Source organism: Leisingera sp. NJS204 (assembly GCF_004123675.1).
Taxonomy (GTDB): domain Bacteria; phylum Pseudomonadota; class Alphaproteobacteria; order Rhodobacterales; family Rhodobacteraceae; genus Leisingera.
In genome coordinates this window covers 2,457,027-2,480,715 of sequence record NZ_CP035417.1, presented here as the reverse complement: position 1 = coordinate 2,480,715, position 23,689 = coordinate 2,457,027, and the positions used below count along the sequence as shown (strand labels likewise).

The following is a 23,689-nucleotide window of genomic DNA, read 5'->3' as shown; positions in this document are numbered from 1 at the left end:
TTCCAGGGCGGCAGGTTTCCGATCCTGCGCATAGTGACGCCTGAACACGCGGCATATACGACGCAAACGGCCACAGGTTGGCCGCAGCTGTCCTTGCCCAGCCCCTGTTTAAGTTTTATTTGACCTGCATCAATGTTGCGCACCTAGGGCAGCGCGTATGCAGTTGATCAAAGGGGGTGCCTGCGGTAATCATTCCGGACCGTGAATGTGGCCGCATCGCCGACAGGCCGTGCCCTTTACACAGCCCGCGTGCCCCTGGGGCCGCATGAAGCCATGGAGATGCCGGTGGACTATACCGCGAAACTGGATGCAGCGATTGCCAGCCTTCACGACGAGGGCCGCTACCGGACCTTTATCGACATCGAGCGCAAGAAGGGCCATTTCCCGCATGCGGTCTGGACCCGTCCGGACGGCGGCGAACAGGACATCACCGTCTGGTGCGGCAATGACTATCTGGGCATGGGCCAGCATCCGGTTGTGCTGGAGGCGATGCATGATGCCATCGATTCGACCGGTGCAGGCTCCGGCGGCACCCGCAACATCTCGGGCACTACGGTATATCACAAGCAGCTGGAGACCGAACTGGCTGATCTGCATGGCAAGGAAGCCTCGCTGCTGTTCACCTCGGCTTACATCGCCAATGACGCCACGCTAAGCACGCTGCCCAAGCTGTTTCCGGGGCTGATTATCTATTCGGATGCACTGAACCATGCCTCGATGATCGAGGGCGTGCGCCGCAATGGCGGTGCTAAGCGCATCTTCCGCCACAACGATGTGGCCCACCTGCGCGAGCTGCTGGAAGCCGACGACCCCGCAGCACCCAAGCTGATTGCCTTCGAATCGGTCTATTCGATGGACGGCGACTTCGGCCCGATCGCGGAAATCTGCGACCTGGCGGATGAATTCGGCGCGCTGACCTATATCGACGAAGTTCACGCAGTTGGCATGTACGGCCCCCGCGGCGGCGGCGTGACTGAGCGTGACCGCCTGTCGCATCGTATCGACATCATCAACGGCACGCTGGCAAAGGCCTATGGCGTGATGGGCGGCTATATTGCGGCCTCGGCCAAGATGTGCGACGCAATCCGCTCTTATGCGCCGGGCTTCATCTTCACCACCTCGCTGGCCCCCTCTGTGGCAGCAGGGGCGGCGGCCTCGGTTGCCTATCTGAAGGGCGCGCAGGATCTGCGCGACAAGCATCAGGACCAGGCCAAGGTGCTGAAATTGCGGCTTAAGGGTCTTGGCCTGCCGATCATTGATCATGGCAGCCACATCGTGCCGGTGATTGTCGGCAACCCGGTCCACACAAAAGTGCTGTCCGACCATCTGCTGGAGGACTATGGCATCTACGTGCAGCCGATCAACTATCCGACTGTGCCGCGCGGCACCGAGCGTTTGCGCTTTACCCCGTCGCCGGTGCATGGCCCCAAGGAAATCGACGCGCTGGTCCAGGCGATGGACGCATTGTGGTCGCATTGTGCGCTGAATCGTGCCGAACTTGCCGGGTAACATACTGATCAGTGTAAATTTACCTTCAGTGTGTTACGCTGTTGCTAATCAATGAGCGGATCTGAGTCGCAATTGTGATTCTTTCACCGCCCTGAACAGATTGCGGCAGGCAAAAATGGGACAGCAGGCATGATCGGGCGCTTCACCCAGCGCAAGCAAGAAGAGCATGGCGGAACGGCAGAGCCGAAGGGTTTTGACGATTTCGAATTGAAGCTCGGCGACATTATGCGCGGTGAGCGGGCAACGATGGGTAAGTCGTTGCTTGATGTGCAGCGTGAGCTGCGGATCAAGGCGTCCTACATCGCCGCAATCGAGAATTCCGACCCTTCCGCCTTTGACACGCCCGGCTTCATTGCCGGGTATGTGCGTTCTTATGCTCGCTATCTGAATATGGACGCAGAAGAAGCTTTTCAGGATTTCTGCACCGAAAGCGGATTTACTGTTGCCCATGGCATGTCTGCCGAGGCTTCCAGCCGGACCAAAGACGGCGCCGGCCCGGCAGTCACATCCACCGGGCTGGGCGGCGATGCTTTTGCCTCGCCCAACACACCGTTTATTCCCGCCCCCAGCAGTTTCCTCAGCCAGATCGAACCGCGGGCTGTTGGCTCGCTGATGGTGCTGGCAGCGCTGATCGGCGGCATCGGCTATGGCGGCTGGGCTGTCTTGAAAGAGGTGCAGCAGGTGCAGTTCGCACCAGTGGATCAAACTCCTGCGGTGCTGGCTGACCTTGATCCGCTTAACAGCGCGGTTTTGAATGCAGCCGGGGACGCGCAGGATCCGGCAGCTGAGGCGCTGGACCGGCTTTACCGCCCGCAGGCTCTGGATGTGCCTGTGCTGGTGGCGCGCGATGCACCGATTTCAACCCTGGATCCGTCCGCTCTGGGCAATTTTGCTGCGCCCGAAGTGCCCTCGCTGGCCTTTGCCGAAGCCAGCCTGCCCTATGAGGGCGGGGGGCCGCTGCAATTGGTGCCGCAGGTTGTGGCCGAGGTTGAACCCGGTGTTGAAATGGTTGCGGTGCGCCCGTCCTGGGTGCAGGTCACCGCGGCAGATGGCAGCGTGATCCTGGAAACCATCATGGACGCAGGCCAGCGGTTTGAGGTGCCTTTGACCGAAGACGCCCCGCGTTTGCGCACCGGCGAAAGCAGTGCAATTTATTTCGCGGTGAACGGCGAACATTTCGGCCCGGTCGGCGAACGCGGCCAGGTATCCAAGAATATCGACCTGTCGATGGATGCGATCACCAACCGGTTTGCACTGGCTGATCTGGCCGATGGCAGCAATGAAGCACTGGCAACACTGGTCGCCGAGCTGCAGGCGGACCAGCCGGCCGAGTAACTGTTACCGCGATTGTGCCCGGCGAATCCCGCCGCAAGAGGCGGGCTGCCATTGCAGCGCCGCCTCTCAGCACGTATCTAGCTGCTAACAGGATCCAGCCGGGACGCATTCCTCATGTCGATCAACCACATCCGCCCCTGGCGCCATATCGAGCGCCGCAAAAGCCGCCAGATCCATGTCGGCAATGTGCCCGTCGGCGGCGACGCCCCGATTGCGGTGCAAACGATGACCAACACGCTGACCACCGATGTGGCCGGCACAGTGGCCCAGATCCAGGCCGCGGCTGAGGCAGGCGCGGATCTGGTCCGGGTCTCGGTCCCGGATGAGGCGTCCTCCAAGGCGCTGAAGGAGATTGTGCGCGAAAGCCCGGTTCCGATCGTGGCCGATATCCATTTCCACTACAAACGCGGCATTGAGGCCGCCGAGGCGGGTGCCGCCTGTCTGCGCATCAACCCGGGTAACATCGGCGACGAAAAACGCGTGGCCGAAGTGATCAAAGCCGCAAAAGATCACAATTGCTCAATCCGCATCGGGGTGAATGCCGGGTCGCTGGAAAAGCACCTCCTGGATAAATACGGCGAGCCCTGCCCGGAAGCGATGGTAGAGTCCGGCCTCGACCATATCCGCATCCTGCAAGACCATGATTTCCACGAATTCAAAATCTCGGTGAAAGCATCGGATGTTTTCATGTCCGCCGCCGCATACCAGCAGCTGGCAGAGGCGACCGACGCGCCGATCCACCTCGGCATAACCGAGGCGGGCGGCTTTGTTTCCGGCACCATCAAGTCGGCAATCGGCCTGGGTCAATTGCTGTGGATGGGCATTGGCGACACCCTGCGCGTCAGCCTTTCTGCCGATCCGGTGGAGGAGGTGAAAGTCGGCTTTGAGATCCTCAAATCCCTCGGCCTGCGCCACCGCGGCGTCAATATCATCTCCTGCCCCAGTTGCGCGCGCCAAGGGTTCAACGTGATCAAGACGGTGGAAACGCTGGAAGAACGGCTTGCCCATATCCACACTCCGATGAGCCTCAGCATCATCGGCTGCGTGGTGAACGGGCCGGGTGAGGCGCTGATGACCGACGTCGGCTTCACTGGCGGCGGCGCGGGTGCGGGCATGGTCTATCTGGCGGGCAAGGCCAGCCACAAGATGTCCAACGAACAGATGGTCGACCACATCGTTGAAGAGGTCGAGAAAAAGGCCTCGGAAATTGAAGCGGAAATGGCCGCTCAAGCTGCGGAATAACCCCGCAGGCCTGCTTCAGCCTGCCCGCTTTTTCATCTTTGCAAAAATACTCCAGGGTCCAGGGCAGTGTCCTGGATCCCGGAATTTTTTTGCCTTAGGCGCATTGTGAATTTGAACATCCCCAAGCCAGTTCATCCCTCACTCATTGGCAGTTCACCCCGGATCTGGGTGGTTTAGCTGCCACCGCCCAGCCGGTGGGTAACCCCGGTGATTGAGGTGCTCCTCGATATTCGGACGCTGACGTGAGTTAGGATTTGCTGTCTGCTGATCTTCGAGGAAGAGGAGATATGGACGTGTCGCGGTTTGATGCCGCTCCTTTGATAGCATTTATTGCACCAAAGGAGACGAGCTATGGGAACGAAACGGACGGACGAATTCCGCACTGATGCGGTGCGGATCGCGTTGACCAGCGGACTGACACGCAAACAGGTGGCGTCTGACTTGGGCGTTGGCGTATCGACGCTGAACAAATGGATCTCGACGCATCCACTGCCCGGCAGTGCATGTCTACATGCACGAGAGGGGCGATGGGGAAGCGGTGCCGGACAAAGATCTGGACCTTGCGCCCAGCAATGCGCGACGGTGACCGGCGCGCCGCCTTTCCGCGAGGGGCGCGTCAGCCGGTTGCAGCCGGTATAGCCGTCTGTCACCCGGCAGGCGCATCCGCAGGATGCTGCCGGGAGGGCAGCTGCAGGATGCCATTGAAGCCCTGCAGGATCTGTTCCGCGTTCTTCCCGGCGCGGCCCGGGGCATAGGTGAAGACCACGCTAGGCGGGTCATCGCCGCCCCATCCGCGGTCGTCCCGGGCCAGCGCCCAGAGATACCCGGTCTTTGTCCGGCCGCGGCCCGGGTCCAGAACCGGCGCCGTGGTCTCGTCTATTACCCGGCAGGCGCATGCGAAGCATGCTGCCGAGAGGGCATGAACAGCTTGCCCGATCTTTTCAGGTGTTCGGCGAGCCGGTCGACTACGGGACCGAGGTGGAAGGCAGCTGTCAAGGTCATCGCCCCGTCGCGGATCGCGGGCCAGGTGAACGTGCTTTCCTCCAGCCGTTTGTATGTGTAGTGGTTCCGATGTGATCTGACAGTTGGCCGTTTTTCCGGCGGCGTCTGTCAGGTCAAGTTTGGTTCAGAAACTTTTCCTTCCAGATTTCTTTGCCCTCGATCATGGTCTGAAACGGCGTTCTGCCGCAACACATTTTGCCCTGATGAGTGCGCTCGTGGTTGTAGTGGTGCAGCCATTCGTCCAGATCGGCCTGCAAGGCTTCGATGCTGTCGTAGAGCTTCTTGCGGAACGCGACCTGATAAAACTCCTGCAACACCGTCTTGTGAAACCGTTCGCAGATGCCATTGGTCTGCGGTGATTTCACCTTGGTTTTGGTGTGGTCGATATCGTTGATCGCCAGGAAGAGCTGGAAATCGTGTTTGTCGACGCGCCCGCAGTATTCCGTCCCGCGATCTGTCATGATCCGCAGCACCGGCAGGTCGTGCTCGTCATGGAATGGCAGCACTCGGTCATTGAGCAGGTCGGCTGCGGTGATCGGTGTTTTGGTGGTGTAGAGCTTGGCATGCGCCACCTTGCAATAGGTGTCCACGTAAGTCTGCTGATAGACCCGCCCGACGCCCTTGAGGGTGCCGACATAAAACGTGTCCTGTGATCCCAGATAGCCGGGATGGGCTGTTTCCACCTCGCCGCAGGCTTCATCGTCGAGCTTCTTCTTCTCCAGCGCCTGCACCTGGGCCTCGGTCAGGATCATGCCGTCCTCGGCCACCTTGGCTTCCAACGCCCTCAGCCGGGCCTTGAAGTTCGCCAGATCGTGCCGCAGCCAGATCGACCGGACACCCGAGGGTGAGACGAAGACACCCAGCTTACGCAACTCGTTCGAAGTGCGGGCCTGACCGTAGGCCGGGAAATCAGTGGCGGATTTGATGACGGCCTGCTCGGTCGCGTCGTCCACCCGGTTTGCCAGATTGGGCTTGCGCCGGGTGCGCTCAAACAGCGCTTCCACGCCGCCTTCTTCAACGGCTGACTTGTAGCGATAGAAAGTATCCCGGCTATAGCCCATCACCTGACAGGCTTTCGAGACATTCCCCAGTTCCTCGGCCAGATTCAGCAGGCCGGTTTTGTGTTTGATGATCTTGTCGGTAGTATTCAACATCGTGGTTTCCTCGTTTCGATGGTTTGGTTGGCACCACCATCAAAACGGACAACCATCTCCCTTCAAGGGAACCACCGCCCCCAATCCAATTTGAAAAAATGGGGGCGGTGTCAGATCACATCGAGACTAATTCATTGTGTGCCATGACAAGCCCGCTGGGCTCCGCCCGTTCTTGCCTCAAACTGTCCCCCGGACAGTTTGCTGCGTTTCACGCAGGCCGGCGCAAACTCTCAGAACAGGATCTTCATCCTGTCCGCCCGTTTGGCGCGGAACACGAAGACCGTGCCCGTGAACGGATCTTCCGCCAGCGCTGACTGCACGAGCGCCGCCAGGCCGTCATGGCCTTTGCGGAGCGAGCCTTGGACGCCATTGGTTCGAGCCCAATGGCGAGCCACCGGCTTCGTTGCCACCAGTATCCGGACGCCCTGTGAGGGCATCAGCATGGCGTGGCCCCGAGCGCATGCACAATCTCGGCGATCCGCGCTGCGGGCGTGCCTGGCGCCAGCTCGATCCTGACTTCGCCCGAGACGATCCGGATCACCTCATCGGATGCCGCAATGTCCGGCTCCGGCTGCTCCTCCGGAACATCACAAACCACCAGCGGGCGAAGACCGGTTCGTCCGGCTCCGCCGCTGGCAACACCAGCTTCCCCTGCTTCGCCAGCCGGCGCCAAGCCGACAGCTGGTTTGGCAAGACTCCATACCGCGCCGCCACGCCATTCACAGTCGCACCCGGCTGGAGCGTGTCCGCCACTGCCTGGGCCTTGGCTTCATCCGGCCACCGCCGGTGGCCCGACGCGTAGATCTCCACGCCCAACGATTTGAGAAACGAATTTGTAGCGCACATTGCGAAACGCACTCCCCACTGTGAGATGTGCAAGATCTCGCAGCACGGGATGGGCGCTACAACGTGGGGCGCAAACGACGGTTACGTTACGACAATGGTGATTGGCAAACTTTGACATCGGCACATTGAGCTCCTCCCATGGAACTTCCAGCAGTCAAGCTGATCCCGGGTGAGGTGGAGACGCCGTGTGTGGACGCCCCGATGAATGCAAGCTTTTTTCAGACTGTTTGTGCATGTGGTCAGGTGCAGTCGTGTGTCCGGCCTCAAAGTTGCAGCCTGTCAACAGCTGCGGGCCCTTATGGAGATATGCAGATCGGGTCCAGTTCGCTTACCCGCGCTCGGAGGCGCATCGGCGTCAATGATGGTTCTCCCGGCCCAGTCTCGTGACCGTTTGCCCTTACGTTCCTCCGTCCTGCTCACATTCCCGGCGACACGCCGGCGAACTCGACCTATGCGGCCGCCATCGCCGGATCTCTGTAATCCTCACCCTTGCGCATCAGCGCCCAGGCCGTTCGGGCCATGCGGTTGGCCAGCGCCACCGCAACCAGCATCTTAGGCCTGCGCGCCAACATTCGTGCGAGCCAAGAGCCCTCTGGGGCGCCTTTGCGTGCCGCCCATCGCACAACTGCCACAGCGCCGACAATCAGCAACCTTCGAATGTCGCGCTGACCCATCTTCGACGTCCGCCCGAGCCGCTCCTTGCCGCCACTCGAATGCTGTTTCGGCGTGAGCCCGACCCAGGCCGCGAAATCCCGGCCTTTCGAGAAGGTTTCCATTGGCGGCGCGAAGGGCGTTGATCGTCTGCGTGCGCTGGCGGACAAGGAGATCGCGGGTGCGATATGCCAGCGCTGCCGCCTGCTGTTCCTCGCTTTTCACGGCCGCGAACCGCATGGCCGGACGCGATGCTGCTTGCGCTATGGCCTCTGCATCAGCCATGTCATTCTTCTGGCGTTTTACGAACGGCTTCACGTATGCGGGCGGGATCAGACGGAGGCCGTGACCCAGATCGCTGATTGCCCGACCTCAATAATGGGCACTCGCGCATGCCTCCATCGCCACGACGCAGGAGGGCTGCTCGCTCATGAACTTCAGCAGCTGCACGCGCGACAACTTGCGCCTGAATATAACGGACCCGTCCACCCCGGCACCATGTGCTTGAAATACGTTCTTAGCCAAATCCAGGCCGATGATGCTAACCTCGTTCATGGACGCTCTCCTCCTAGCAGTGCTTCAACACCCGCTACCTTGGCACATTCGATGCCGCCGGGGGGCGTCCACCCCAACGCTTTCGATATGCTGGTGCTGACACTTGGTGCAAGCCGCCACATGCCCGACGAGCGCCTCTGTCCGGCAGGTCTCGATCGCCGACATGACCTTCAACTGGCTCAGGCTGACATGGCCGGAATTGGCCCGCCGGTAGGCGGGGCCATGAGACCTGAAGATGTCCGCAACCTCCAGCGCGTGCCGTGGCACGCCCATCGCTCCGTCAGGTCACGTCTCGCATGTGTTCAAACGGGCTGGCGACATTGCGCAGCGTCTTGGTGGCGACATGGGTCTATCGCGCCGTCGTCGTCAGCTTGGCATGGCCGAGCAGCACCTGGATCACGCGGACATCCGTGTCGGCCTCCAGAAGATGCGTGGCAAAGCTGTGCCGGAGCGAGTGCAGCGTCGCGGGCTTCTTGATCTCGGCCATCGCTTTGGCTGAGTTGAAGGCGCGGTTCAGGGAGCGCGGTGACAGGGGCTCAACCCTGCTCTGCCCCGGAAACAGCCAGCCCTGCGGCCCCGCCTCGCGCCAATAGGCCCGCAGCAGCTCCAGCAGCGACGGTGACAACATAACGTCCCTGTCCTTGCCGCCTTTGCCGCGCTCGACATGGATCAGCATCTGGTCGCTGTTGATATCGCGGACCTTCAGATTGGTGACCTCGGATGCCCGCAACCCCGCGCCATAGCCGATGCCCAATGCCGCCCGGTACTTGAGACCGGGTCCCGCCGCCGCGGCCAAAATCGCCGAGACCTCTTCAAAGCTCAGCACAATCGGCAGTTTGCGGGGTTCGGTCCGGAACTGGATATACTTCTTCATGTCCTCCCGATCGCAGGTCATGCCGAAGAAGAACCGCAGCCCGGCGACCCGGGCGTTGTAGACCGAAGGCGTGAGCCCGGTATCCGTCATGTAAAGCTGATAGGCGCGAAGTTCTTCCGGCGTCGCCGTATCGGGCGACCGACCCAGAAACGCGGTGAAATCTTTAAGTGCCCGGATATGGGCTTTCTGCGTCGTCTCCGCCAACCCGCGAATACGCAAATCCTCGATCATCCGCGCACGTAGCGGGCTCATCTTCTCCTGTGTCATTTGAACCTCCTGTCCGATTGAGAACCTCAATCGTCAGGCAGGTCCGCCACATCACAAAATCGGTGCGCCGCAAGAATGCTTCGCCATGCCAACCACAAGCGCCAGTGCCGCGAGAGCGACTTAGGCCGTGTTGACAAAAGGGATTCACAGCTCCCGCTGAACGTGTTTCATATGTGGCCGCCCCCTGTGGCAAGGGCTGATTTTGTCGTGTTGCGTTGATCGGTTGCTTTCATATGTCCGGCCTGTTTGTGCGGTGTGCTGTTCCGCTGGCCTTGATGGAAATCCGCCGGTGAGGTCCCTGATCAAGCTGGCGCGTTTGCGAAGCGCATTGAAACAGACGGGTTTTCCTCGCCATTGGCTCGGTCGTTACGCATCATCGACTGCCATTGCCAATTCGGGTTTGGGCTGCATGCCTTTCAGGCGGGCACCCCCTATGGCCGGCAGGTGTCTCCTCTCGTCAGGATCGCCCAGGCGATGCGGGCGAGCTTGTTGGCCAACGCGACAGAGACAAGCCGGAATGGCTTTTTCTCCAGCAGGCTGTTGACCCGATCAGTCATCGGTGACGGTGTCCTCTTCGCATGGCGCATCACGGCAGTCGCGCCGACCACCAGCAATCTTCGTAGATATCGGCCGCCCTGCTTCGGGATGCCGCCGAGCCGGGTTTTGCCGCCGGTCGAGCGCTGCTGAGGTGTGAGACCGAGCCAGGCAGCGAACTGCCGGCCCGAGCGGAACTGACCGGGGTCCGTTACAGTGGCAGCAATGGCGGTTGCGGTGATCACGCCGACGCCGACGCCGGGGATGGCCGCGAGCCTGCGGCTGGCTTCGTTTTCGGCATGCCAGCCCCGCAGTTCCCGGTCGAGCATGCTGATCACTTCGGTCAGTTCGGCAAGTCGCCGGATCAGGATTTCAAAGGCTCGGCGGGCATAAGACGGAAGGTCGTTACCGGCGAATGCCCGGTCAGCCAGTTTCACAAGATTGGCGATGCCAGGATTGGCGGCAAGGCCGAATTCGGCCAGATGGGCGCGCAGTGCATTTGCAGCCATCGTGCGCTGACGAACCAGCAGTGAGCGGGTCCGGTGCGCCACGAGAATACCCTGCTGCTCGACCGTTTTCACCGGCACGAAGCGCATGGTTGGACGCTGAACCGCTTCGCAGATCGCTTCCGCATCCAGTGCGTCACCCTTACCGCGCTTGACGTACCCTTTCACAAACGAAGGCGGCATCAGTCGGGCTTCGTGCCCCATGGCGATCAGCGTGCGCGCGCAGTGATGCGCTGTGGCGCAGGCCTCCGCACGGATCAGGCAGGGCGGTGGTTTCGAGAAGAATGGGATCATCCGCTTTCGATGCAGACGCTTCACCAAAACCGTCTTGCTGTTCTCATCTATGCCATGCGCCTGGAAAACGCTCTTGGCCAGGTCAAGCCCTCTCGTTGTGATCTTCACAATGGCCGCTCCTTTTCTGCCGCGAATTGTCGACCTGAGCGTATCTGTCTCAAGTCTCTGTGGCAGGGGCGTCCACATCATCAAGCCGGGGTCTGGGATGGAGACCAGCTTGGCACGAGACCTGATGCCGGACGAGGATTGGGCGTTCTTTGAACACTTCATCCTTTCGGCCCGTGCCCCGAACGGGCGCAAACCCACCAACCACCGCCTTGTTCTTGACGGGATTTTCTGGATCGCCTGCCCAGCATGTAGCCGACCCCGACCCCCAGAACGGTGATCGTCGGCGCCACCGCCACCCGCAGCGCATAGCGGTAGATAATGCGCGGCTCGGTCAGCCCGAAAGAACGGGCATTGCGGATGTAGTTTGCCGACAGCACCTCGATCATCGAGGCCCGCACCAGCCGCGCCAGATAGCCGACCCAGCCGATGCCGACAGCCACCGCGGGCATGATCAGATGATGCAGTGTGGAGCCGAAGCTGCCCTCGCCGGCACCGATGGCCGGCAGCCAGCCCAGCCGGGCGGAGAACAGCAGCATGCCGTAGATTGCGATGATCACCGAAGGCACCGCGATGACGCTGACCGACAGCACCCCGATCAGCCGGTCGAACAGCCCGTTGCGGCGCACCGCCGCCAGGCAGCCCAGCGGAATACCCAGGCCTGCCGCCAGCAGCATCGCTGCCGTGATCAGCTGCACAGTATGCGGAAGATGCGCCATCAGCACTTCGCTGACAGGGCGGCGGCTGCGCAAATCGGTGCCCAGATCGCCCTGGGCCACTGCCCCCAGATATTTCACGATCTGCACCGGCATCGGCTGATCCAGCCCCAGCCGCTCGGCAAACTCGGCCTTGATGGCAAGCGTTGCCCGTGGCCCCAGCATCGCGCTGGCGGAGTCGCCCCATGAAAGGTGCGGCGGAGAATATAACCAAGCAAGCCGGCGGCTCCTTGGAAGGAAAATCCGGGCGGGCAGGTCCGGGACAAAATACTGCATCGTGCAGATCCCGTTAGGATTGCCGGTCCAGGATTTCTGATGCAATTCCAGGCCGGCAGCGCGTGTTGCATCGCTGCTGCGGGAGGTGCCCTTGTCCTGGCTGTTCAGCCCGGCAATCAAACTGGTTTCAGAACGCATCGCCTGAATGACCTGCGCAATGACGGCCGGTTGGCGGTGTTGGCAATATCCAGCCGGACGACCGTGCCGCCTCAAAATACCTGTCCGAGGTTTCCGCCGCGGCCTTGGGAATGCTGGCGCCGGAGGTGTCGGTCAGATTTGCAGACCAATACGACGGAGACGGTGCGCTCAGCTGGAGGATCCTGGTGTTGGGCCCGGTAACCTTGGCATCTGCCAGCAGCACAAACTTGGTGGTAATGCCCGGTTCCAGCTTCGGATCCAGGTGACGGTTTTTATGCGGGATGCAGGCTGCTTGTATAAAGGAGCGCGAAACTGCGTCAGCATCCGGCCTCCCCGCCAATTAGAACCTGTTGTGCAGCTGCGGCCGACCGGCCCCGGATGCATTCCGCCGAACCTGCAGCAATCCAGCACAGGCGGCACCAGCCAATCCGCCCTTTCCCTCGCCAACCGCGCTTGCTCGTGCAAAAACCGGCGGCTATGAAACGCATACACGCAAAAGCCCGGTTTGATCAGAACCAGGCGGCCAGGGCGCTGGAAGGGCCGACAGACAGGGTGCGGGCCGTGGCAGGCATCCTTCAGAGGAAGAGCGGACCAGCGCAGGCCGTTATGGGGCCATGGCGGCAATAGCCAATTCGAGGGAGACCGGAAAACCGTTCAGAATATGCATCATTTGCCGGTCAAGCGGCAGGCCGGCGCATTCTTCGATTTCACCGCCGGTGAATTCTGAACTATGATCCCGGTCCGGACGTCAAGGCACCGGTTGCACTCTGAACAGCAAGGAAGACACTTATGATTACTCTGATCGCTGCGCGGGCGCGCAACGGGGCCATTGGCAAGGACAATGATATCCCGTGGTTTGCGCCTGAGGATCTGAAAGCGTTTCAGCGCGAGACCCTGGGCGGCGCCATCATTATGGGCCGCAATACCTGGGACAGCCTGCCGGTGAAACCGCTGAAGAACCGGCTTAATCTGGTGGTGTCGTCCAACCCGGAGGCGGCAGAGATTGTGCTGCCGTCGATCGGGGCGGCGGTGCAGGAGGCCTATGCGCAGGGCTATCGCCGGGTCTATGGCATTGGCGGCGAAGGTATTTACCGCGGCATGCTGGAGATGGCCGACCGGCTGCTTGTCACCGAAGTGGATCTGACCATCAAGGATGCAGATGCCTTTTTTCCGGAGTTTCAGGCAGGCGAATGGGGCAAGGCCGGAGAAACGGTTCTGCGCGGCAGCGATCCGGCCTGTGTGATGGCTGAGTATCTGCGGCGGGCCTGACGGGCTGTCTTTGCCTGCGCCCAGTCTGATCCCGGGCGCAGTGCAGATTAATCGGTCAAAGCTCTTTCAGCTCTGCGGCCATTTGGCGGCCATCGCGGCCTTCGGACAGCTCGTAGCCGACCTTCATATTGTCCGCGAGGCCGGCCATGCCTGACCGTTCCACCGCGGAGATGTGCACAAACACATCCTTGCCGCCTTGATCAGGTTCAATAAACCCATACCCTTTGGTGGTGTTGAACCACTTCACGGTGCCACTTGGCATTTCCCGCGTCTCCTTCTACTTTGCACGTCGCCTTGAGGCTTCCCAAGACATCCGGCCCGTCCCGTTGTCTGAGGCGAGTGAGGCAAGACCAGACAACTTTAAGTTTTACACGGGCTGCTCGAAAATCAAGAGAAACCGGCGCATTCTACCATAAATTGTGTGAGGCTCCCGGGGAGGATGGAGGATATATGAAAATCTACGGGCTGAAAAACTGCGATACCTGCCGTAAGGCTTTGAAGAGTATTGAAAAATCAACTCTGATCGATATCCGCACAAGCGGCATGCCAGAAGGGCTGCTGGAGGCGGCTTATGCACAATTTGGTGCGAAACTGGTCAATACGCGGTCTGCCACGTGGCGTGGTTTGAGCGAGCAGGATCGGGCAAGCGAACCGCTGGCCCTTTTGCGTGAACATCCTGCATTGATGAAGCGGCCGCTGATCGACCGGGACGGGGAATTATTCCTGGGCTGGGATCAGAACGTGCAGGCGGCTCTTGGCGGATCTTAAACCGCTGCCTATGTCGTAATCGTCTGTTTAGGGAGAGGCAACATGCGCAACGCAGCCCTGGTATTGGGGATCATCGCCGGTGTTTTCGGCATGATCGTGGGTTTTTTCGGCTATGGCTACACTGCGGCGGTGGAGCATTTCGGCGAGATCGAAGGGCTGGCTGAACAAGTTGTTAACGTGGAGCAGCTGCGGCTGCTGGCGGTGCTGTCGCCGCTTCTGGCGATTGCCGGCGGTGCGATGGCGCGGGCGCGGGCATTGTGGGGCGGAGTCCTGCTGCTGGGATCAGCTGCGGGAATGTATGCAGGGTTCGGCCTCAACGTTTTTACTATTTTCCCGCTTAGCTTTGCTGCGGCGGCCGGGCTGATGGCGCTGGCAGCCGGGAAGCCGGATGAACCCAAGGCGCATTTCTAAGGTGCGCTGCTGTCAAATGAAAAAGGGCGCCGCTGCCGGGGGCAGGGCGCCTTTTTCCTGTCAGGGCGGGGTCAGGCGATTGCGGGCTCCATCCGGCGGCGCAGCAGCGCATCCACCGACAGGGCGCCTGCGCCTTTCACCACCAGATTGGTCAGCACGAAGATCCAGAACAGCCGCTGGTCCAGGATCACGGCATCCGGGAAGCGGTCGAACAGGGCGCCAAGTGTCTTGTCGTCGGTGGCGCCGTGGCCGACGATGTCGGTCAAGGACTGAACGATGATAAAACCGATCATGCCGAAAGACGCCAGGCGCGTGGCCAGGCCTATCACGATCATCAGCGGCAGGATGAATTCGGCATAGGTGCCTGCAAGCACCACCAGTTTCTGGAACAGGCCGAATTGCGAGACGTCATAGCCCGCAGCTTCCAGCTGTTTCGGAAAGATCTGGCTGTAGGCACCGATCGAGGGGCTGAACAGGCCAAGGATGCCGTCACCCAGTTTGGTCAGGCCGGAATTCCAGTAATACAGCAGCAGTGTGGAGGCGAAGACAAAACGCGCCGCGAGCGGCATCAGCCAGTCGCCGGCCTTTTCCACCAGGTCGAAAACTGCGTTGTGAATGGAGACAAGTGCGTGCATGGTCTTACCCTTTGCTGTCCAGTCCTGTGATCGCGCCGCCCTGCAACAGCAGGGTCAGCGTGGCACCCAGGTCGAATGTTTCGTCTTCGGCGGCGGCCTGTTCCAAGGCTTCGCCGATGCTGGCGCCCCCCGCCAGGGCGCGGATCCAGTGTGCGCCCGCAGGCGGCAGGAGCTGGGGAATGGGATCAAATTCAGGGCGGGTGATCAGCACATCCTGCGCCTGGGCTTGCGGCTTGGGGGCGCCGTCTTCGGTATTGTATTGCCAGAGGCCATGAATGGGCCAGGGCGAGCGCAGAAGCTGCACCGCGGGGGCCAGGGCCACGCGCGTGTTCATCAGGTCCTCGGGAGTCAAGGCGCCAAGGTCCTCGGGTGGAACGGGCACGGCATCCGCGGCGTGGTAGGCGCGGCGCAGGGCCAGTTCCAACCGGGCCACATCCCCCAGATAACCAAGGTGCTTTAGTTGCTCCATGCCCTCCAGGAAGGCGGGGAAATGGTCGCCATAGAACATCATCAGCGGCGACGACGGCGGATGCTGGCGCAGGTAGATACCGGCCAGCCCGTCCATGTTCTGTTTGCCCAAAAGCTTGGCAATCACCGGGAAGGCGCTGTGCATGGCTTCGGTCAGTGAGACAGCAATATTGTTTCGGTAAACGCTGAAACGGCGCCCGGCAGGCTGGGCCTGATGGTCCACCAGCCCTTCCGGCACCTGCTGGCCCGCATCCATCATGGCGCGGGTGAAATCTGCCTGGGAAACACTCATGCCGGGATGCGCTCCAGCGCGGTTGCGGCGCGGGCGGCCTCGGCTGCCAGCACCGGCCAGTCCGGCACATCGTTGTCCCATTCGATCAGCACCGGTTTGGGGCCGGATTTGGCGAGGGTGTAGTCGAGGAGCGCCCAGACCGGGTCCACTACCTCGGCGCCATGGCTGTCAATCAGCAGAGGATGGCCGTGCTCGTCCTGATCCTCGTCATGGCCGCCGAGGTGGATTTCACCCACCTTGTCCAGCGGAAAGGCGTCGATATAGCCCTGCGGCGAAAAGTCGAGATTGGTGGCCGAGACAAAGACGTTGTTCACATCCAGCAGCAGCCCGCAGCCGGTGCGGCGGGAGATTTCGGCCAGAAACTCCGGCTCGGACCAGGTGCTCTCAGTAAAGGCGAGATAGCTGGAGGGGTTTTCCAGCAGCATCCGCCGCCCGATGGTATCCTGCACTTGGCCGATGTGATCGCAGATCCGCTGCAGGCTGGCGTCCGTATAGGGCAGCGGCAGCAGGTCGTTGTAGAAATGGCTGTCGTGGGTGGACCATGCCAGATGCTCGGAGAAGCTGGCGGGGTTCAGCCAGGACACCAGATATTTGAGCCGGGCCAGATGGTCTGCGTCCAGCGGTCCTTCGCCGCCGATGGAAAGACCCACGCCATGCACTGACATGGCAAAATGTTCCGATAGGTGACGCAGCTGCGCAATCGGGCGGCCGCCGTCCCCCATGTAGTTTTCCGCGTGGATTTCCAGCCATTTGACTGCGCCCGGATCTGTTGTGATCTGGGCGAAATGCTGCGGCTTGTAGCCAACGCCGGGGGCGGCGGGCAGCCTGTTGTGTGCAGCAGCGTCAAGCATGGGAAGTCCTGTTTCCGGGTGCAAAAAGGGCGGGAATTCACACTCCCGCCCCAGAATTCAAGCGGCCATTATGCCGGCAGGTCGCGCTCCAGCGGTTCCAGCGAGCCCTTGCGTGCGGAGCCGTCTGCAGTTGCTGGCAGTTCCAGGCCTTCGCAGGTGCCCGCGTCAACCAGCGTCCAGGCGTTGCCCTGATAGTCGGTGGTCGAGGTGCCGGCGCAGGTGGTGCCGGGGCCGGCGGCGCAATCATTCTGGCCGGCCAGTGAAACGCCGTAGCACTTTTCCTTGGTGGCAGCGGCAGCGGGGATGGTCGAAGCGGCGGTCAGAGCGGCGGCAACGGCGCCTGCAACGGCCAGGGACTTAGCGGTGTTCGACATCTCGTGAATTCCTTTCGGTTTAACATGCGGTGTCGTGATGACAGGCAAACACTAACCTGAGGTTTTCAGGAATTTAAGTCACGAGGCCGTGTCTCACGCCTGCGTCAGCGTATGTGAGAGCGGAACGCCGGGTAAAGAGCTGATTTCAAGCCTTTTTGCCTGCGTTTGAAACAAAACGGCCCCCGATTGGGGGCCGCTGATGCTGTTCTTTTCGGGAAATGTTACAGAAGGTCCGGCGGGGTCGCCTCCACGGCCAGTGCCTTTGTAACATTTTCGAGGTTGTCCACCTTGGTCTGCTTTTCGCCAAGACGGCGCACCGAGACGGTGCGTTCCTCGACTTCGCGGTGGCCGACGGCGAGAATCACCGGAACCTTGCCCACCGAATGTTCGCGGACCTTGTAGTTGATCTTCTCGTTGCGGATGTCCGCCTCGGCGCGCACGCCGGCCTTTTGCAGGTTGGCAACAACCTCCTGCACATAATCATCCGCCTCCGAGGTGATCGAGGCGACCACCACCTGACGCGGCGCCAGCCAGAACGGCAGCTTGCCTGCGTGTTCCTCGATCAGGATGCCGATGAAACGCTCAAAAGACCCTAGGGTGGCGCGGTGCAGCATGACCGGGCGGTGCTTGGCGCCGTCGGCGCCGACATAGGTGGCGTCCAGGCGTTCGGGCAGAACGAAGTCCACTTGATGGGTGCCGCACTGCCAGTCACGGCCGATGGCATCAGTCAGCACGAACTCCAGCTTGGGGCCGTAGAAGGCGCCTTCGCCCGGGTTAAGTTCCGGTTCGATCCCGGCGGCGCGGGTCGCGGACAGAAGCGCCGCCTCGGCCTTGTCCCAGACCTCGTCGGAACCAGCGCGGGTGTCCGGGCGGTCGGAGAATTTGACCGAGAACTTCTCGAATCCAAGATCCTTGTAGATGGTCGACAGGAAGTCGATGAAGGTGGCAGTTTCGGATTCGATCTGATCTTCCGAGCAGAAAATATGCGCGTCATCCTGGGTGAAGCCGCGCACCCGCATGATGCCGTGCAGCGCGCCCGAGGGCTCATATCGGTTGCAGGAGCCAAACTCGGCCATGCGCAGCGGCAGGTCGCGGTAGGACTTCAGGCCCTGCTTGAAGATTTCCACGTGGCAGGGGCAATTCATCGGCTTCAGGGCGTTCACTGCCTTTTCACGGGCGTGTTCCTCGTCCACTTCGACGATGAACATGTTTTCCTGGTATTTGTCCCAGTGGCCCGAGCGTTCCCACAGCTTGCGGTCTACCACTTGCGGGGTGTTCACCTCGACATAGCCGCCTTTGCGCTGCTGGCGGCGCATGTAGTCCTGCAACTGGGTGTAGACGGTCCAGCCGTTCGGGTGCCAGAAGATCTGGCCCGGGGCCTCTTCCTGCATGTGAAAGAGGTCCATCTCACGGCCCAGCTTGCGGTGGTCGCGCTTGGCGGCCTCTTCCAGCATGTGCAGATGCGCCTTCAGCTTTTCCTTGCCGGTAAAGGCAACGCCGTAGATCCGCTGCAGCATCGCGCGGGAGCTGTCGCCGCGCCAGTAGGCGCCTGCGATGCTCATTAGCTTGAACGCGTCGCCCGGCAGCTGGCCGGTGTGCTGCAGGTGCGGGCCGCGGCAGAGGTCCTGCCAGCCGCCGTGCCAGTACATCCGCAGCGGTTCGTCGCCTGGAATGCTTTCGATCAGCTCGACCTTATAGGGCTCACCCAAGTCGGTGTAATGCTGGATCGCGCGGTCGCGTTCCCACACTTCGGTCCGGACTTCATCACGCTTGTTGATGATTTCCTTCATCTTTTTCTCGATGGTGCTGAGGTCTTCGGGGGTGAAGGGCTCGGCGCGGTCAAAGTCGTAGTACCAGCCGTTGTCGATCACCGGGCCGATGGTGACCTTGGTATCGGGCCAGATCTCCTGCACCGCGCGCGCCATGACATGCGCCAGATCGTGGCGGATCAGTTCATTGGCCTGAACCTCGTCCTTCATGGTGTGGATGGCGATGGCCGCATCTGCATCAATCGGCCACTGCAGGTCCCAGTGCTGCCCGTCGACAGTGGCGGAGATGGCTTTTTTGGCCAGCGAGGTGGAAATGCTGGAAGCCACCTGCGCAGGGGTCACGCCTGCGTCATAGGATCGTGCATTGCCATCGGGAAAGGTGAGAGAGATTTGGGCCATGATCTGGCTGCTCCTCGTCGGTTTGGCGCCCACAGAACGCCCGGTTGCGGGTATGTGTTTGTCTGCGCGTTTTGCGGCCAATACGGGGGCAAGTCAAGGCGGCTTTGCAGGCAGTTGTTATTGCGCCGGAAAATCCGATTGTGTGCCTGTGCATGCGATTGCACATATGTGTATACCGGTAAGCTTTTGAAAAATAACAAAAAAACTGTTGCTGCGAATCCGGGTTCGGGGCAGTGTGGCCGAAACCTTAGGCCCAATGGACATACCAGGAGTGTTCCGATGACCCGCCCGAACCCGAACTTTGACCTGACGGTTGACGATGTGGACCTGATAGAAACCGCGCTGTGCCAGTCCAGGGAGATCCTGTCGCAGCGCCGTCTGTCCTATGAGCATTGCGCGCATGTCGAAGGCGGGCCGAGCCGGGAGAAGGCGCGGCTTACTGGCGAGGCATTGACCCGGATACAGGATTTGCTAGGGCGATTGAGCACTCAGAAAATCGTCAGAAGCCCGGCTGCCGGCGTTTTGTGACTGTGCCGGCCGGCGGGTGTTGAACCCGCCTGAATACAGAAAAGATGCGAGGGGCCGGCCCCTCGCGCTCCCCGGGGTGTTTTTGACCAGAAAGAAGCTGGATCAGTTCGATACAAAAGCGGGGATGCCTTCGCGGATCACCCCGGAGAAGTCCGGGGTCACGCCGTGGGCCTGGGCGATCGGGGTGATGCTGCCCAGGGCGCGCAGTTCGCCGACCGTGCGGGTCTGGTCCAGCACGCGCTGTTCCCATGCATATTCCGGCAGATAGCCATTGGCCAGCACCCGCCAGTCCAGCGGCACTTCGTCTGCGAATGCCCGGATCATTGTCATCACCACAGTGGTGCAATTGGTGGTGAGCGAGTTGTACCACTCTGGCCGGGCGGCAAGGCTGTTGGCGGCGTCGACATATTGCATCAGCAAGGCGCGGGCGGTCTCGGGGCTGACGTTAATGCGGAACAGCTGCACGTTTTCGCCGCGGGCGTTGGTGCGGGTTCCCACCACGTCGCGTTCATCGGCGGCCAGGATCACCAGGGTGTTGGATTTAAACAGGTCGGCAATGGGGGAGAAGCCGCCACCTGCCTGGCGCCGCACTTCGACCGACCAGGCGATATGATCGCCGTTCTCAAATCCGAAGCTGACGATCATATGCGCCATTTGCGGGCCGGCCCAATAGGACATGAACAGATCCACCGTTTCGAGCGTGGTCAGGTCATAGCTGCGGGTCTCCCAGCTTTCGCTGTAGTCTTCAGGAGTTTGCCAGGAAAAATTGCGTACATCCGTGAGCGTGAGAGTGTCACCGGCAACCTGGCCGGTGACCTGGCGGGCCACATCAGGGGACCAGTTGCGCGCGTCCGGCGGTGTGAGGGTGGACCACCACAGGATCACCGCGGCCAGCGCCAGAGTGAATGTGGTCAGCGCGCGCAAGGCACGCCTGCGGAACAGACCGGCAATAACAGTGAGGCCCAGGAAGGCAAACCCGCCTGCCAGCAGGCCGCGCGGCACTGCGCCAAAGGGCAGCCGGTACCAGAGCGCCAGGGCGGCCCAGGCGGTGGCCAGGGCCACGGCAAGAATGGCGGTGGCGATCGCAATGCCCTTAATGAGTCTGAACATGCCCAAGGTCCCTTGAAAATTTTTGCGGACCATAAGGAGGCAGGCGGGGGGCTTGCAAGCGGGGAGTGCCGGCGCTTGCGAGGCAGGCGCTGCCATGCCACATCTTAGGGAAAAGGACAGGAGACCAACGACATGCCCGCCACATCTTTTCTCGAGACCGCCCAGGGCCGCCGGATTGCCTATCACAAGAATGAGGGGCAGGGGCCGTGCGTGGTGTTCCTGGGCGGCCTGAAATCCGATATGGAGGGCACCAAGGCGGTGCATCTGGAAGCCTGGGCCAAGGCGCGCGGGCTGGCCTTTCTGCGGTTCGATTACTCCGGCCACGGCGAAAGCTCGGGCACGTTTGAGGAAGGCTGCATCGGCGACTGGCATGAGGACACGCTGGAGGCGGTGGCGCAGCTGACCGAAGGGGACATCGTGCCGGTGGGCTCGTCGATGGGCGGCTGGCAGGCGCTGCTGCTGGCGCGGGAAATGCCGGAACGGATCAAAGGTTTGGTGACCATCGCTGCGGCACCGGATTTCACCGAGGACGGGTATTGGGCCAATTTCTCGGATACGCAGAAGGCTGAGCTGGAGACCCAAGGCTCTGTGGAGCTGCCCAGTGATTACATGGAACCCTATCATATCTCCAAGCGGATGATCGAAGACGGGCGCAAACGGCTGGTCCTGCGCACGCCGCTGTTCCTGCCCTTCAAAGTCCGCTGCCTGCAGGGGACCGCGGATACGGCTGTATCGACGGAAACCGCGCTGCGGCTGATGGATCACGCGGCCTGTCCGGATATGCGGCTTAACCTGGTGAAAGATGCCGACCACCGGTTTTCGGACGAGGTTTGCCTGAAGATGATGGAAGACGCGGTGCTGGACGTTCTGGGCGGCACCTGATGCGGCGGTTCGGGCGCGCGCCGGAGCGGCCTGACGGCTGGTTCAGCGGGCATAGCAGAATGATTGAAAGAGCAATGGGTTGATTTATGGAACAGAGAGTAAGCCTGATTACGCTGGGTGTGCCGGACATGGAAAGCGCTGCTGCCTTTTACGAAGCATTGGGCTGGCAGCGTGCTGAAAGCCCGGACGGGGTGATTGCCTTTGATCTGATCTCTCAGACCTTGGGGCTTTATCCGCTGGCAGCGCTGGCAGCTGAGATAGGCCTGTCGGAAGCGGAACTGGGCACCGGTGCGGTGACGCTGAGCCACAATACCCGCAGCAAGGAGGACGTGGCTGTGCTGCTGACGGCAGCGGAGGCGGCTGGCGCAGAGGTTCTGAAACCTGCGCAGGATGTGTTCTGGGGCGGGCATCACGGCTATTTCCGCAGCCCGGACGGGCACATTTGGGAAATCGCGTTCAACCCGTTTTCAGAACTGGCCGGGAATGGCGCTTTTTGCTGGAATGGCTACTAGACGTGGCACCGCGGCGGCAGCAGCTTTCTAAATCCCTGCTGCCGGGAGGTTTTTCTTGATCCAGGGGGCGGATCTTCGCAGAGTTGAAATATCGGGTGGAAGGCAAACCGCGAGGGCAGGATATGCCTTATGACCAGCAACCGTGCCGCGAACCATTGGTTCTGCTGCCGGGGATGATGTGCGACGGCCGGATTTTTGACGCTCAGGTCCGGAGTTTTTCCGGCAGTATGCCGGTGATGGTGCTGCCGCTGGCGGGCGGCGACACGGTGGAAAAGATCGCTGTCCGGATGCTGGCACACCTGCCGCCGCGGTTTTCTCTGGCGGGTGTGTCGATGGGCGGACTCCTGGCGATGGAGCTGCTGCGCCGCGCACCGGAACGGATCAGCCGGTTGTGCATCATGGGGGCCAGCCCGCTGGCAGAGACGCCGGAGCAGGCTGCCGACCGGGAACCGCATATCATAGCAGCCCGGACCGGACGGCTGGAGGATGTGCTGCGCGACACCCTGCCGATGGAGGCGCTGGCGCCGGGGCCGGGACGGCTGGAGGTCCACAATCTGTTCTGCCGCATGGGGATGGAGCTGGGGCCGGAAATGTATGTGGCGCAGGCCCGCGCGCTGCAGCGGCGGCCGGATCAGCAGGCAACGCTGCGGCGGGCGCATGTTCCCACTCTGGTTTTGGGGGGAGAGCATGACACGATCACCCCGGTTGCCAAACACCAGTTGCTGGCGCAGCTGATCCCGGATGCGCAGCTGCAGGTGATCCCCGAAGCCGGGCATATGCCGGTGCTGGAACAGCCGGATGCTGTGAACCGGGCGCTGCTGCACTGGCTGGCGGTGCCTGTTTCTTAAGGGGAGAGTTTTGCGCGCTGGTCTTTGCTGAGCAATTCCGGTTCAGCTGCCGGCTTGCCTGTTTCGGCATTAAAGAACGGCGTTTCCCGCCACTTGCCGGACAGCCGCGATGTGATCATCCGGCTGAGGATGCCCCAGGCCATGACACCGCCGCCCTTGGTCCGGGACTGTTTGCCTGTGACTGGGAGGAAAGCCTTGGCGCGGATTTTGCCAAGTGCGGATTTGTCCTCGAATAAGTCCGAGCGCATCCCGGCAAAGGGCAGCGTGGGTTTGGCCAGCGTGTTGGCAAAAGGCGTGCCGCAGCAGGCGGCGTACCAGCGCAGCGGGCCGCGGGGGCCAAGGCGCAGCGCTTTCAGATGCGCCGCGCCTTGGGTGATGGTGATGCTGTCCGGTGCCAGCTGAAACAGGTCCACCGGATCCGGCGCCGGGTCGGGCTGGCCGTGGTACAGCTCATTGGCGCGGCAATCGGCACAGTAGCAGACAACACGGGTGCCGCCCTTGATGCCTTGCGCGGAAACTTCACCACGCAAGGTCCCGCAGTTGCAGGAAAACGCCAGCCCGCCGCCCAT

Annotated in this window: 24 protein-coding genes and 6 pseudogenes; 12 read left to right on the top strand and 18 right to left on the bottom strand. The window is 61.4% G+C overall.

All coding sequences use genetic code 11. The features are described from left to right. Positions 1–273 precede the first annotated feature (273 nt). The 4 genes and pseudogenes from hemA to ETW24_RS12170 form a co-directional block, all read left to right on the top strand. Complete coding sequence (hemA, locus tag ETW24_RS12185; protein WP_129372922.1) at positions 274–1,509, top strand: 5-aminolevulinate synthase; 1,236 nt, start codon at positions 274–276, stop codon at positions 1,507–1,509. Positions 1,510–1,638: 129 nt separating this feature from the next. After that, positions 1,639–2,844, top strand: a complete 1,206-nt coding sequence (locus ETW24_RS12180) for a helix-turn-helix domain-containing protein (RefSeq protein WP_129371297.1) — start codon at positions 1,639–1,641, stop codon at positions 2,842–2,844. A gap of 114 nt (positions 2,845–2,958) precedes the next feature. Then, complete coding sequence (ispG, locus tag ETW24_RS12175) at positions 2,959–4,086, top strand: flavodoxin-dependent (E)-4-hydroxy-3-methylbut-2-enyl-diphosphate synthase (RefSeq protein WP_129371296.1); 1,128 nt, start codon at positions 2,959–2,961, stop codon at positions 4,084–4,086. Between the two features lie 351 nt (positions 4,087–4,437). Continuing rightward, positions 4,438–4,572: pseudogene (locus tag ETW24_RS12170) on the top strand (transposase); the annotation flags it as partial. Positions 4,573–4,643: 71 nt separating this feature from the next. On the opposite strand, the pseudogene ETW24_RS25400 reads toward ETW24_RS12170, so the two are convergent. The 9 genes and pseudogenes from ETW24_RS25400 to ETW24_RS12130 form a co-directional block, all read right to left on the bottom strand. Beyond that, positions 4,644–5,076: pseudogene (locus ETW24_RS25400) on the bottom strand (IS66 family transposase); the annotation flags it as partial. A gap of 125 nt (positions 5,077–5,201) precedes the next feature. Beyond that, the gene (locus ETW24_RS12160) at positions 5,202–6,242 is read right to left on the bottom strand and encodes an IS481 family transposase (RefSeq protein WP_129369363.1); all 1,041 of its coding nucleotides are present in this window, start codon (positions 6,240–6,242) and stop codon (positions 5,202–5,204) included. A 230-nt stretch (positions 6,243–6,472) separates the two neighbouring features. Beyond that, positions 6,473–6,685, bottom strand: coding sequence for an IS66 family insertion sequence element accessory protein TnpB (gene tnpB / locus ETW24_RS12155; RefSeq protein WP_129371295.1), 213 nt, complete (start codon positions 6,683–6,685; stop codon positions 6,473–6,475). After that, entirely contained in the window at positions 6,679–6,840 is a 162-nt protein-coding gene (locus ETW24_RS24845; protein WP_164982653.1) for a hypothetical protein, read from the bottom strand. The genes tnpB and ETW24_RS24845 overlap by 7 nt, the downstream gene beginning before the upstream one ends. Next, the gene (locus tag ETW24_RS12150) at positions 6,780–7,088 is read right to left on the bottom strand and encodes a transposase (protein WP_129372843.1); all 309 of its coding nucleotides are present in this window, start codon (positions 7,086–7,088) and stop codon (positions 6,780–6,782) included. The genes ETW24_RS24845 and ETW24_RS12150 overlap by 61 nt, the downstream gene beginning before the upstream one ends. 449 nt (positions 7,089–7,537) lie before the next feature. Then, a pseudogene (locus tag ETW24_RS12145) lies at positions 7,538–8,294 on the bottom strand (IS110 family transposase). An 84-nt stretch (positions 8,295–8,378) separates the two neighbouring features. After that, a pseudogene (locus tag ETW24_RS12140) lies at positions 8,379–8,561 on the bottom strand (transposase zinc-binding domain-containing protein); the annotation flags it as partial. Between the two features lie 82 nt (positions 8,562–8,643). Continuing rightward, entirely contained in the window at positions 8,644–9,435 is a 792-nt protein-coding gene (locus ETW24_RS12135; RefSeq protein WP_129371294.1) for a tyrosine-type recombinase/integrase, read from the bottom strand. Positions 9,436–9,866: 431 nt separating this feature from the next. Then, positions 9,867–10,877: an IS110 family transposase gene (locus tag ETW24_RS12130; protein ID WP_129371293.1), complete on the bottom strand. Its 1,011-nt coding sequence runs from the start codon at positions 10,875–10,877 to the stop codon at positions 9,867–9,869. 97 nt (positions 10,878–10,974) lie between these two features. Between ETW24_RS12130 and ETW24_RS12125 the strand changes: the two are divergent. Further along, positions 10,975–11,115 (top strand): annotated as a pseudogene (locus ETW24_RS12125) (IS5/IS1182 family transposase); the annotation flags it as partial. 61 nt (positions 11,116–11,176) lie between these two features. Here the strand turns inward: ETW24_RS12125 and ETW24_RS24840 are convergent. After that, positions 11,177–11,551, bottom strand: a pseudogene (locus tag ETW24_RS24840) (ABC transporter permease subunit); the annotation flags it as partial. A 1,242-nt stretch (positions 11,552–12,793) separates the two neighbouring features. On the opposite strand from ETW24_RS24840, the gene ETW24_RS12110 reads away from it, so the two are divergent. After that, positions 12,794–13,273 (top strand): dihydrofolate reductase, encoded by a 480-nt coding sequence (locus tag ETW24_RS12110; protein WP_129371290.1) that lies wholly within the window; start codon positions 12,794–12,796, stop codon positions 13,271–13,273. A 55-nt stretch (positions 13,274–13,328) separates the two neighbouring features. Here ETW24_RS12110 and ETW24_RS12105 read toward each other — a convergent pair whose 3' ends face one another. After that, complete coding sequence (locus tag ETW24_RS12105) at positions 13,329–13,535, bottom strand: cold-shock protein (protein ID WP_027259410.1); 207 nt, start codon at positions 13,533–13,535, stop codon at positions 13,329–13,331. Between the two features lie 188 nt (positions 13,536–13,723). On the opposite strand from ETW24_RS12105, the gene ETW24_RS12100 reads away from it, so the two are divergent. Then, entirely contained in the window at positions 13,724–14,041 is a 318-nt protein-coding gene (locus ETW24_RS12100; RefSeq protein WP_129371289.1) for an arsenate reductase family protein, read from the top strand. A gap of 42 nt (positions 14,042–14,083) precedes the next feature. Further along, positions 14,084–14,452: a hypothetical protein gene (locus ETW24_RS12095; protein ID WP_129371288.1), complete on the top strand. Its 369-nt coding sequence runs from the start codon at positions 14,084–14,086 to the stop codon at positions 14,450–14,452. Between the two features lie 71 nt (positions 14,453–14,523). On the opposite strand, the gene ETW24_RS12090 is transcribed toward ETW24_RS12095, so the two are convergent. The 5 genes from ETW24_RS12090 to thrS form a co-directional block, all read right to left on the bottom strand. Continuing rightward, positions 14,524–15,087, bottom strand: coding sequence for a DoxX family protein (locus ETW24_RS12090; protein WP_129371287.1), 564 nt, complete (start codon positions 15,085–15,087; stop codon positions 14,524–14,526). 4 nt (positions 15,088–15,091) lie between these two features. Beyond that, positions 15,092–15,847 (bottom strand): HvfC/BufC N-terminal domain-containing protein, encoded by a 756-nt coding sequence (locus ETW24_RS12085; RefSeq protein ID WP_129371286.1) that lies wholly within the window; start codon positions 15,845–15,847, stop codon positions 15,092–15,094. Continuing rightward, positions 15,844–16,698, bottom strand: coding sequence for an MNIO family bufferin maturase (bufB, locus tag ETW24_RS12080; RefSeq protein ID WP_129371285.1), 855 nt, complete (start codon positions 16,696–16,698; stop codon positions 15,844–15,846). Before bufB ends, ETW24_RS12085 begins: the two co-directional genes overlap by 4 nt. A gap of 68 nt (positions 16,699–16,766) precedes the next feature. Next, positions 16,767–17,072 (bottom strand): BufA1 family periplasmic bufferin-type metallophore, encoded by a 306-nt coding sequence (locus ETW24_RS12075; RefSeq protein WP_129371284.1) that lies wholly within the window; start codon positions 17,070–17,072, stop codon positions 16,767–16,769. Positions 17,073–17,293: 221 nt separating this feature from the next. Beyond that, a complete protein-coding gene (gene thrS / locus ETW24_RS12070) occupies positions 17,294–19,240 on the bottom strand; it encodes a threonine--tRNA ligase (protein WP_129371283.1) in 1,947 nt (648 codons plus the stop codon). Positions 19,241–19,519: 279 nt separating this feature from the next. On the opposite strand from thrS, the gene ETW24_RS12065 reads away from it, so the two are divergent. After that, positions 19,520–19,768 (top strand): hypothetical protein, encoded by a 249-nt coding sequence (locus ETW24_RS12065; protein WP_129371282.1) that lies wholly within the window; start codon positions 19,520–19,522, stop codon positions 19,766–19,768. A 102-nt stretch (positions 19,769–19,870) separates the two neighbouring features. On the opposite strand, the gene ETW24_RS12060 is transcribed toward ETW24_RS12065, so the two are convergent. Then, positions 19,871–20,878 carry an Lnb N-terminal periplasmic domain-containing protein gene (locus ETW24_RS12060; RefSeq protein ID WP_129371281.1) on the bottom strand — a complete coding sequence of 336 codons (1,008 nt, stop codon included), beginning with the start codon at positions 20,876–20,878 and terminating at the stop codon, positions 19,871–19,873. 132 nt (positions 20,879–21,010) lie between these two features. Here ETW24_RS12060 and ETW24_RS12055 point away from each other — a divergent pair, with 132 nt between their 5' ends. The 3 genes from ETW24_RS12055 to ETW24_RS12045 all read left to right on the top strand — a co-directional run bounded on the left by ETW24_RS12055 (position 21,011) and on the right by ETW24_RS12045 (position 23,120). After that, entirely contained in the window at positions 21,011–21,760 is a 750-nt protein-coding gene (locus tag ETW24_RS12055) for an alpha/beta hydrolase (protein WP_129371280.1), read from the top strand. 86 nt (positions 21,761–21,846) lie between these two features. Then, the gene (locus ETW24_RS12050) at positions 21,847–22,272 is read left to right on the top strand and encodes a VOC family protein (protein ID WP_129371279.1); all 426 of its coding nucleotides are present in this window, start codon (positions 21,847–21,849) and stop codon (positions 22,270–22,272) included. 122 nt (positions 22,273–22,394) lie between these two features. Further along, on the top strand, positions 22,395–23,120 hold the full coding sequence (locus ETW24_RS12045) for an alpha/beta fold hydrolase (protein ID WP_129371278.1): 726 nt from the start codon (positions 22,395–22,397) through the stop codon (positions 23,118–23,120). Here ETW24_RS12045 and ETW24_RS12040 read toward each other — a convergent pair. After that, the gene (locus tag ETW24_RS12040) at positions 23,117–23,689 is read right to left on the bottom strand and encodes a DUF6151 family protein (RefSeq protein ID WP_129371277.1); all 573 of its coding nucleotides are present in this window, start codon (positions 23,687–23,689) and stop codon (positions 23,117–23,119) included. The genes ETW24_RS12045 and ETW24_RS12040 overlap by 4 nt on opposite strands.

Coding starts and splice junctions, on each gene's coding strand:
- hemA (WP_129372922.1), top strand. CDS start 274: ATGGAGATGCCGGTGGACTATACCGCGAAACTGGATGCAGCGATTGCC.
- ETW24_RS12180 (WP_129371297.1), top strand. CDS start 1,639: ATGATCGGGCGCTTCACCCAGCGCAAGCAAGAAGAGCATGGCGGAACG.
- ispG (WP_129371296.1), top strand. CDS start 2,959: ATGTCGATCAACCACATCCGCCCCTGGCGCCATATCGAGCGCCGCAAA.
- ETW24_RS12160 (WP_129369363.1), bottom strand. CDS start 6,242: ATGTTGAATACTACCGACAAGATCATCAAACACAAAACCGGCCTGCTG.
- tnpB (WP_129371295.1), bottom strand. CDS start 6,685: ATGCTGATGCCCTCACAGGGCGTCCGGATACTGGTGGCAACGAAGCCG.
- ETW24_RS12150 (WP_129372843.1), bottom strand. CDS start 7,088: ATGTGCGCTACAAATTCGTTTCTCAAATCGTTGGGCGTGGAGATCTAC.
- ETW24_RS12135 (WP_129371294.1), bottom strand. CDS start 9,435: ATGACACAGGAGAAGATGAGCCCGCTACGTGCGCGGATGATCGAGGAT.
- ETW24_RS12110 (WP_129371290.1), top strand. CDS start 12,794: ATGATTACTCTGATCGCTGCGCGGGCGCGCAACGGGGCCATTGGCAAG.
- ETW24_RS12105 (WP_027259410.1), bottom strand. CDS start 13,535: ATGCCAAGTGGCACCGTGAAGTGGTTCAACACCACCAAAGGGTATGGG.
- ETW24_RS12100 (WP_129371289.1), top strand. CDS start 13,724: ATGAAAATCTACGGGCTGAAAAACTGCGATACCTGCCGTAAGGCTTTG.
- ETW24_RS12095 (WP_129371288.1), top strand. CDS start 14,084: ATGCGCAACGCAGCCCTGGTATTGGGGATCATCGCCGGTGTTTTCGGC.
- ETW24_RS12090 (WP_129371287.1), bottom strand. CDS start 15,087: ATGCACGCACTTGTCTCCATTCACAACGCAGTTTTCGACCTGGTGGAA.
- ETW24_RS12085 (WP_129371286.1), bottom strand. CDS start 15,847: ATGAGTGTTTCCCAGGCAGATTTCACCCGCGCCATGATGGATGCGGGC.
- bufB (WP_129371285.1), bottom strand. CDS start 16,698: ATGCTTGACGCTGCTGCACACAACAGGCTGCCCGCCGCCCCCGGCGTT.
- ETW24_RS12075 (WP_129371284.1), bottom strand. CDS start 17,072: ATGTCGAACACCGCTAAGTCCCTGGCCGTTGCAGGCGCCGTTGCCGCC.
- thrS (WP_129371283.1), bottom strand. CDS start 19,240: ATGGCCCAAATCTCTCTCACCTTTCCCGATGGCAATGCACGATCCTAT.
- ETW24_RS12065 (WP_129371282.1), top strand. CDS start 19,520: ATGACCCGCCCGAACCCGAACTTTGACCTGACGGTTGACGATGTGGAC.
- ETW24_RS12060 (WP_129371281.1), bottom strand. CDS start 20,878: ATGTTCAGACTCATTAAGGGCATTGCGATCGCCACCGCCATTCTTGCC.
- ETW24_RS12055 (WP_129371280.1), top strand. CDS start 21,011: ATGCCCGCCACATCTTTTCTCGAGACCGCCCAGGGCCGCCGGATTGCC.
- ETW24_RS12050 (WP_129371279.1), top strand. CDS start 21,847: ATGGAACAGAGAGTAAGCCTGATTACGCTGGGTGTGCCGGACATGGAA.
- ETW24_RS12045 (WP_129371278.1), top strand. CDS start 22,395: ATGCCTTATGACCAGCAACCGTGCCGCGAACCATTGGTTCTGCTGCCG.
- ETW24_RS12040 (WP_129371277.1), bottom strand. CDS start 23,689: ATGGGCGGCGGGCTGGCGTTTTCCTGCAACTGCGGGACCTTGCGTGGT.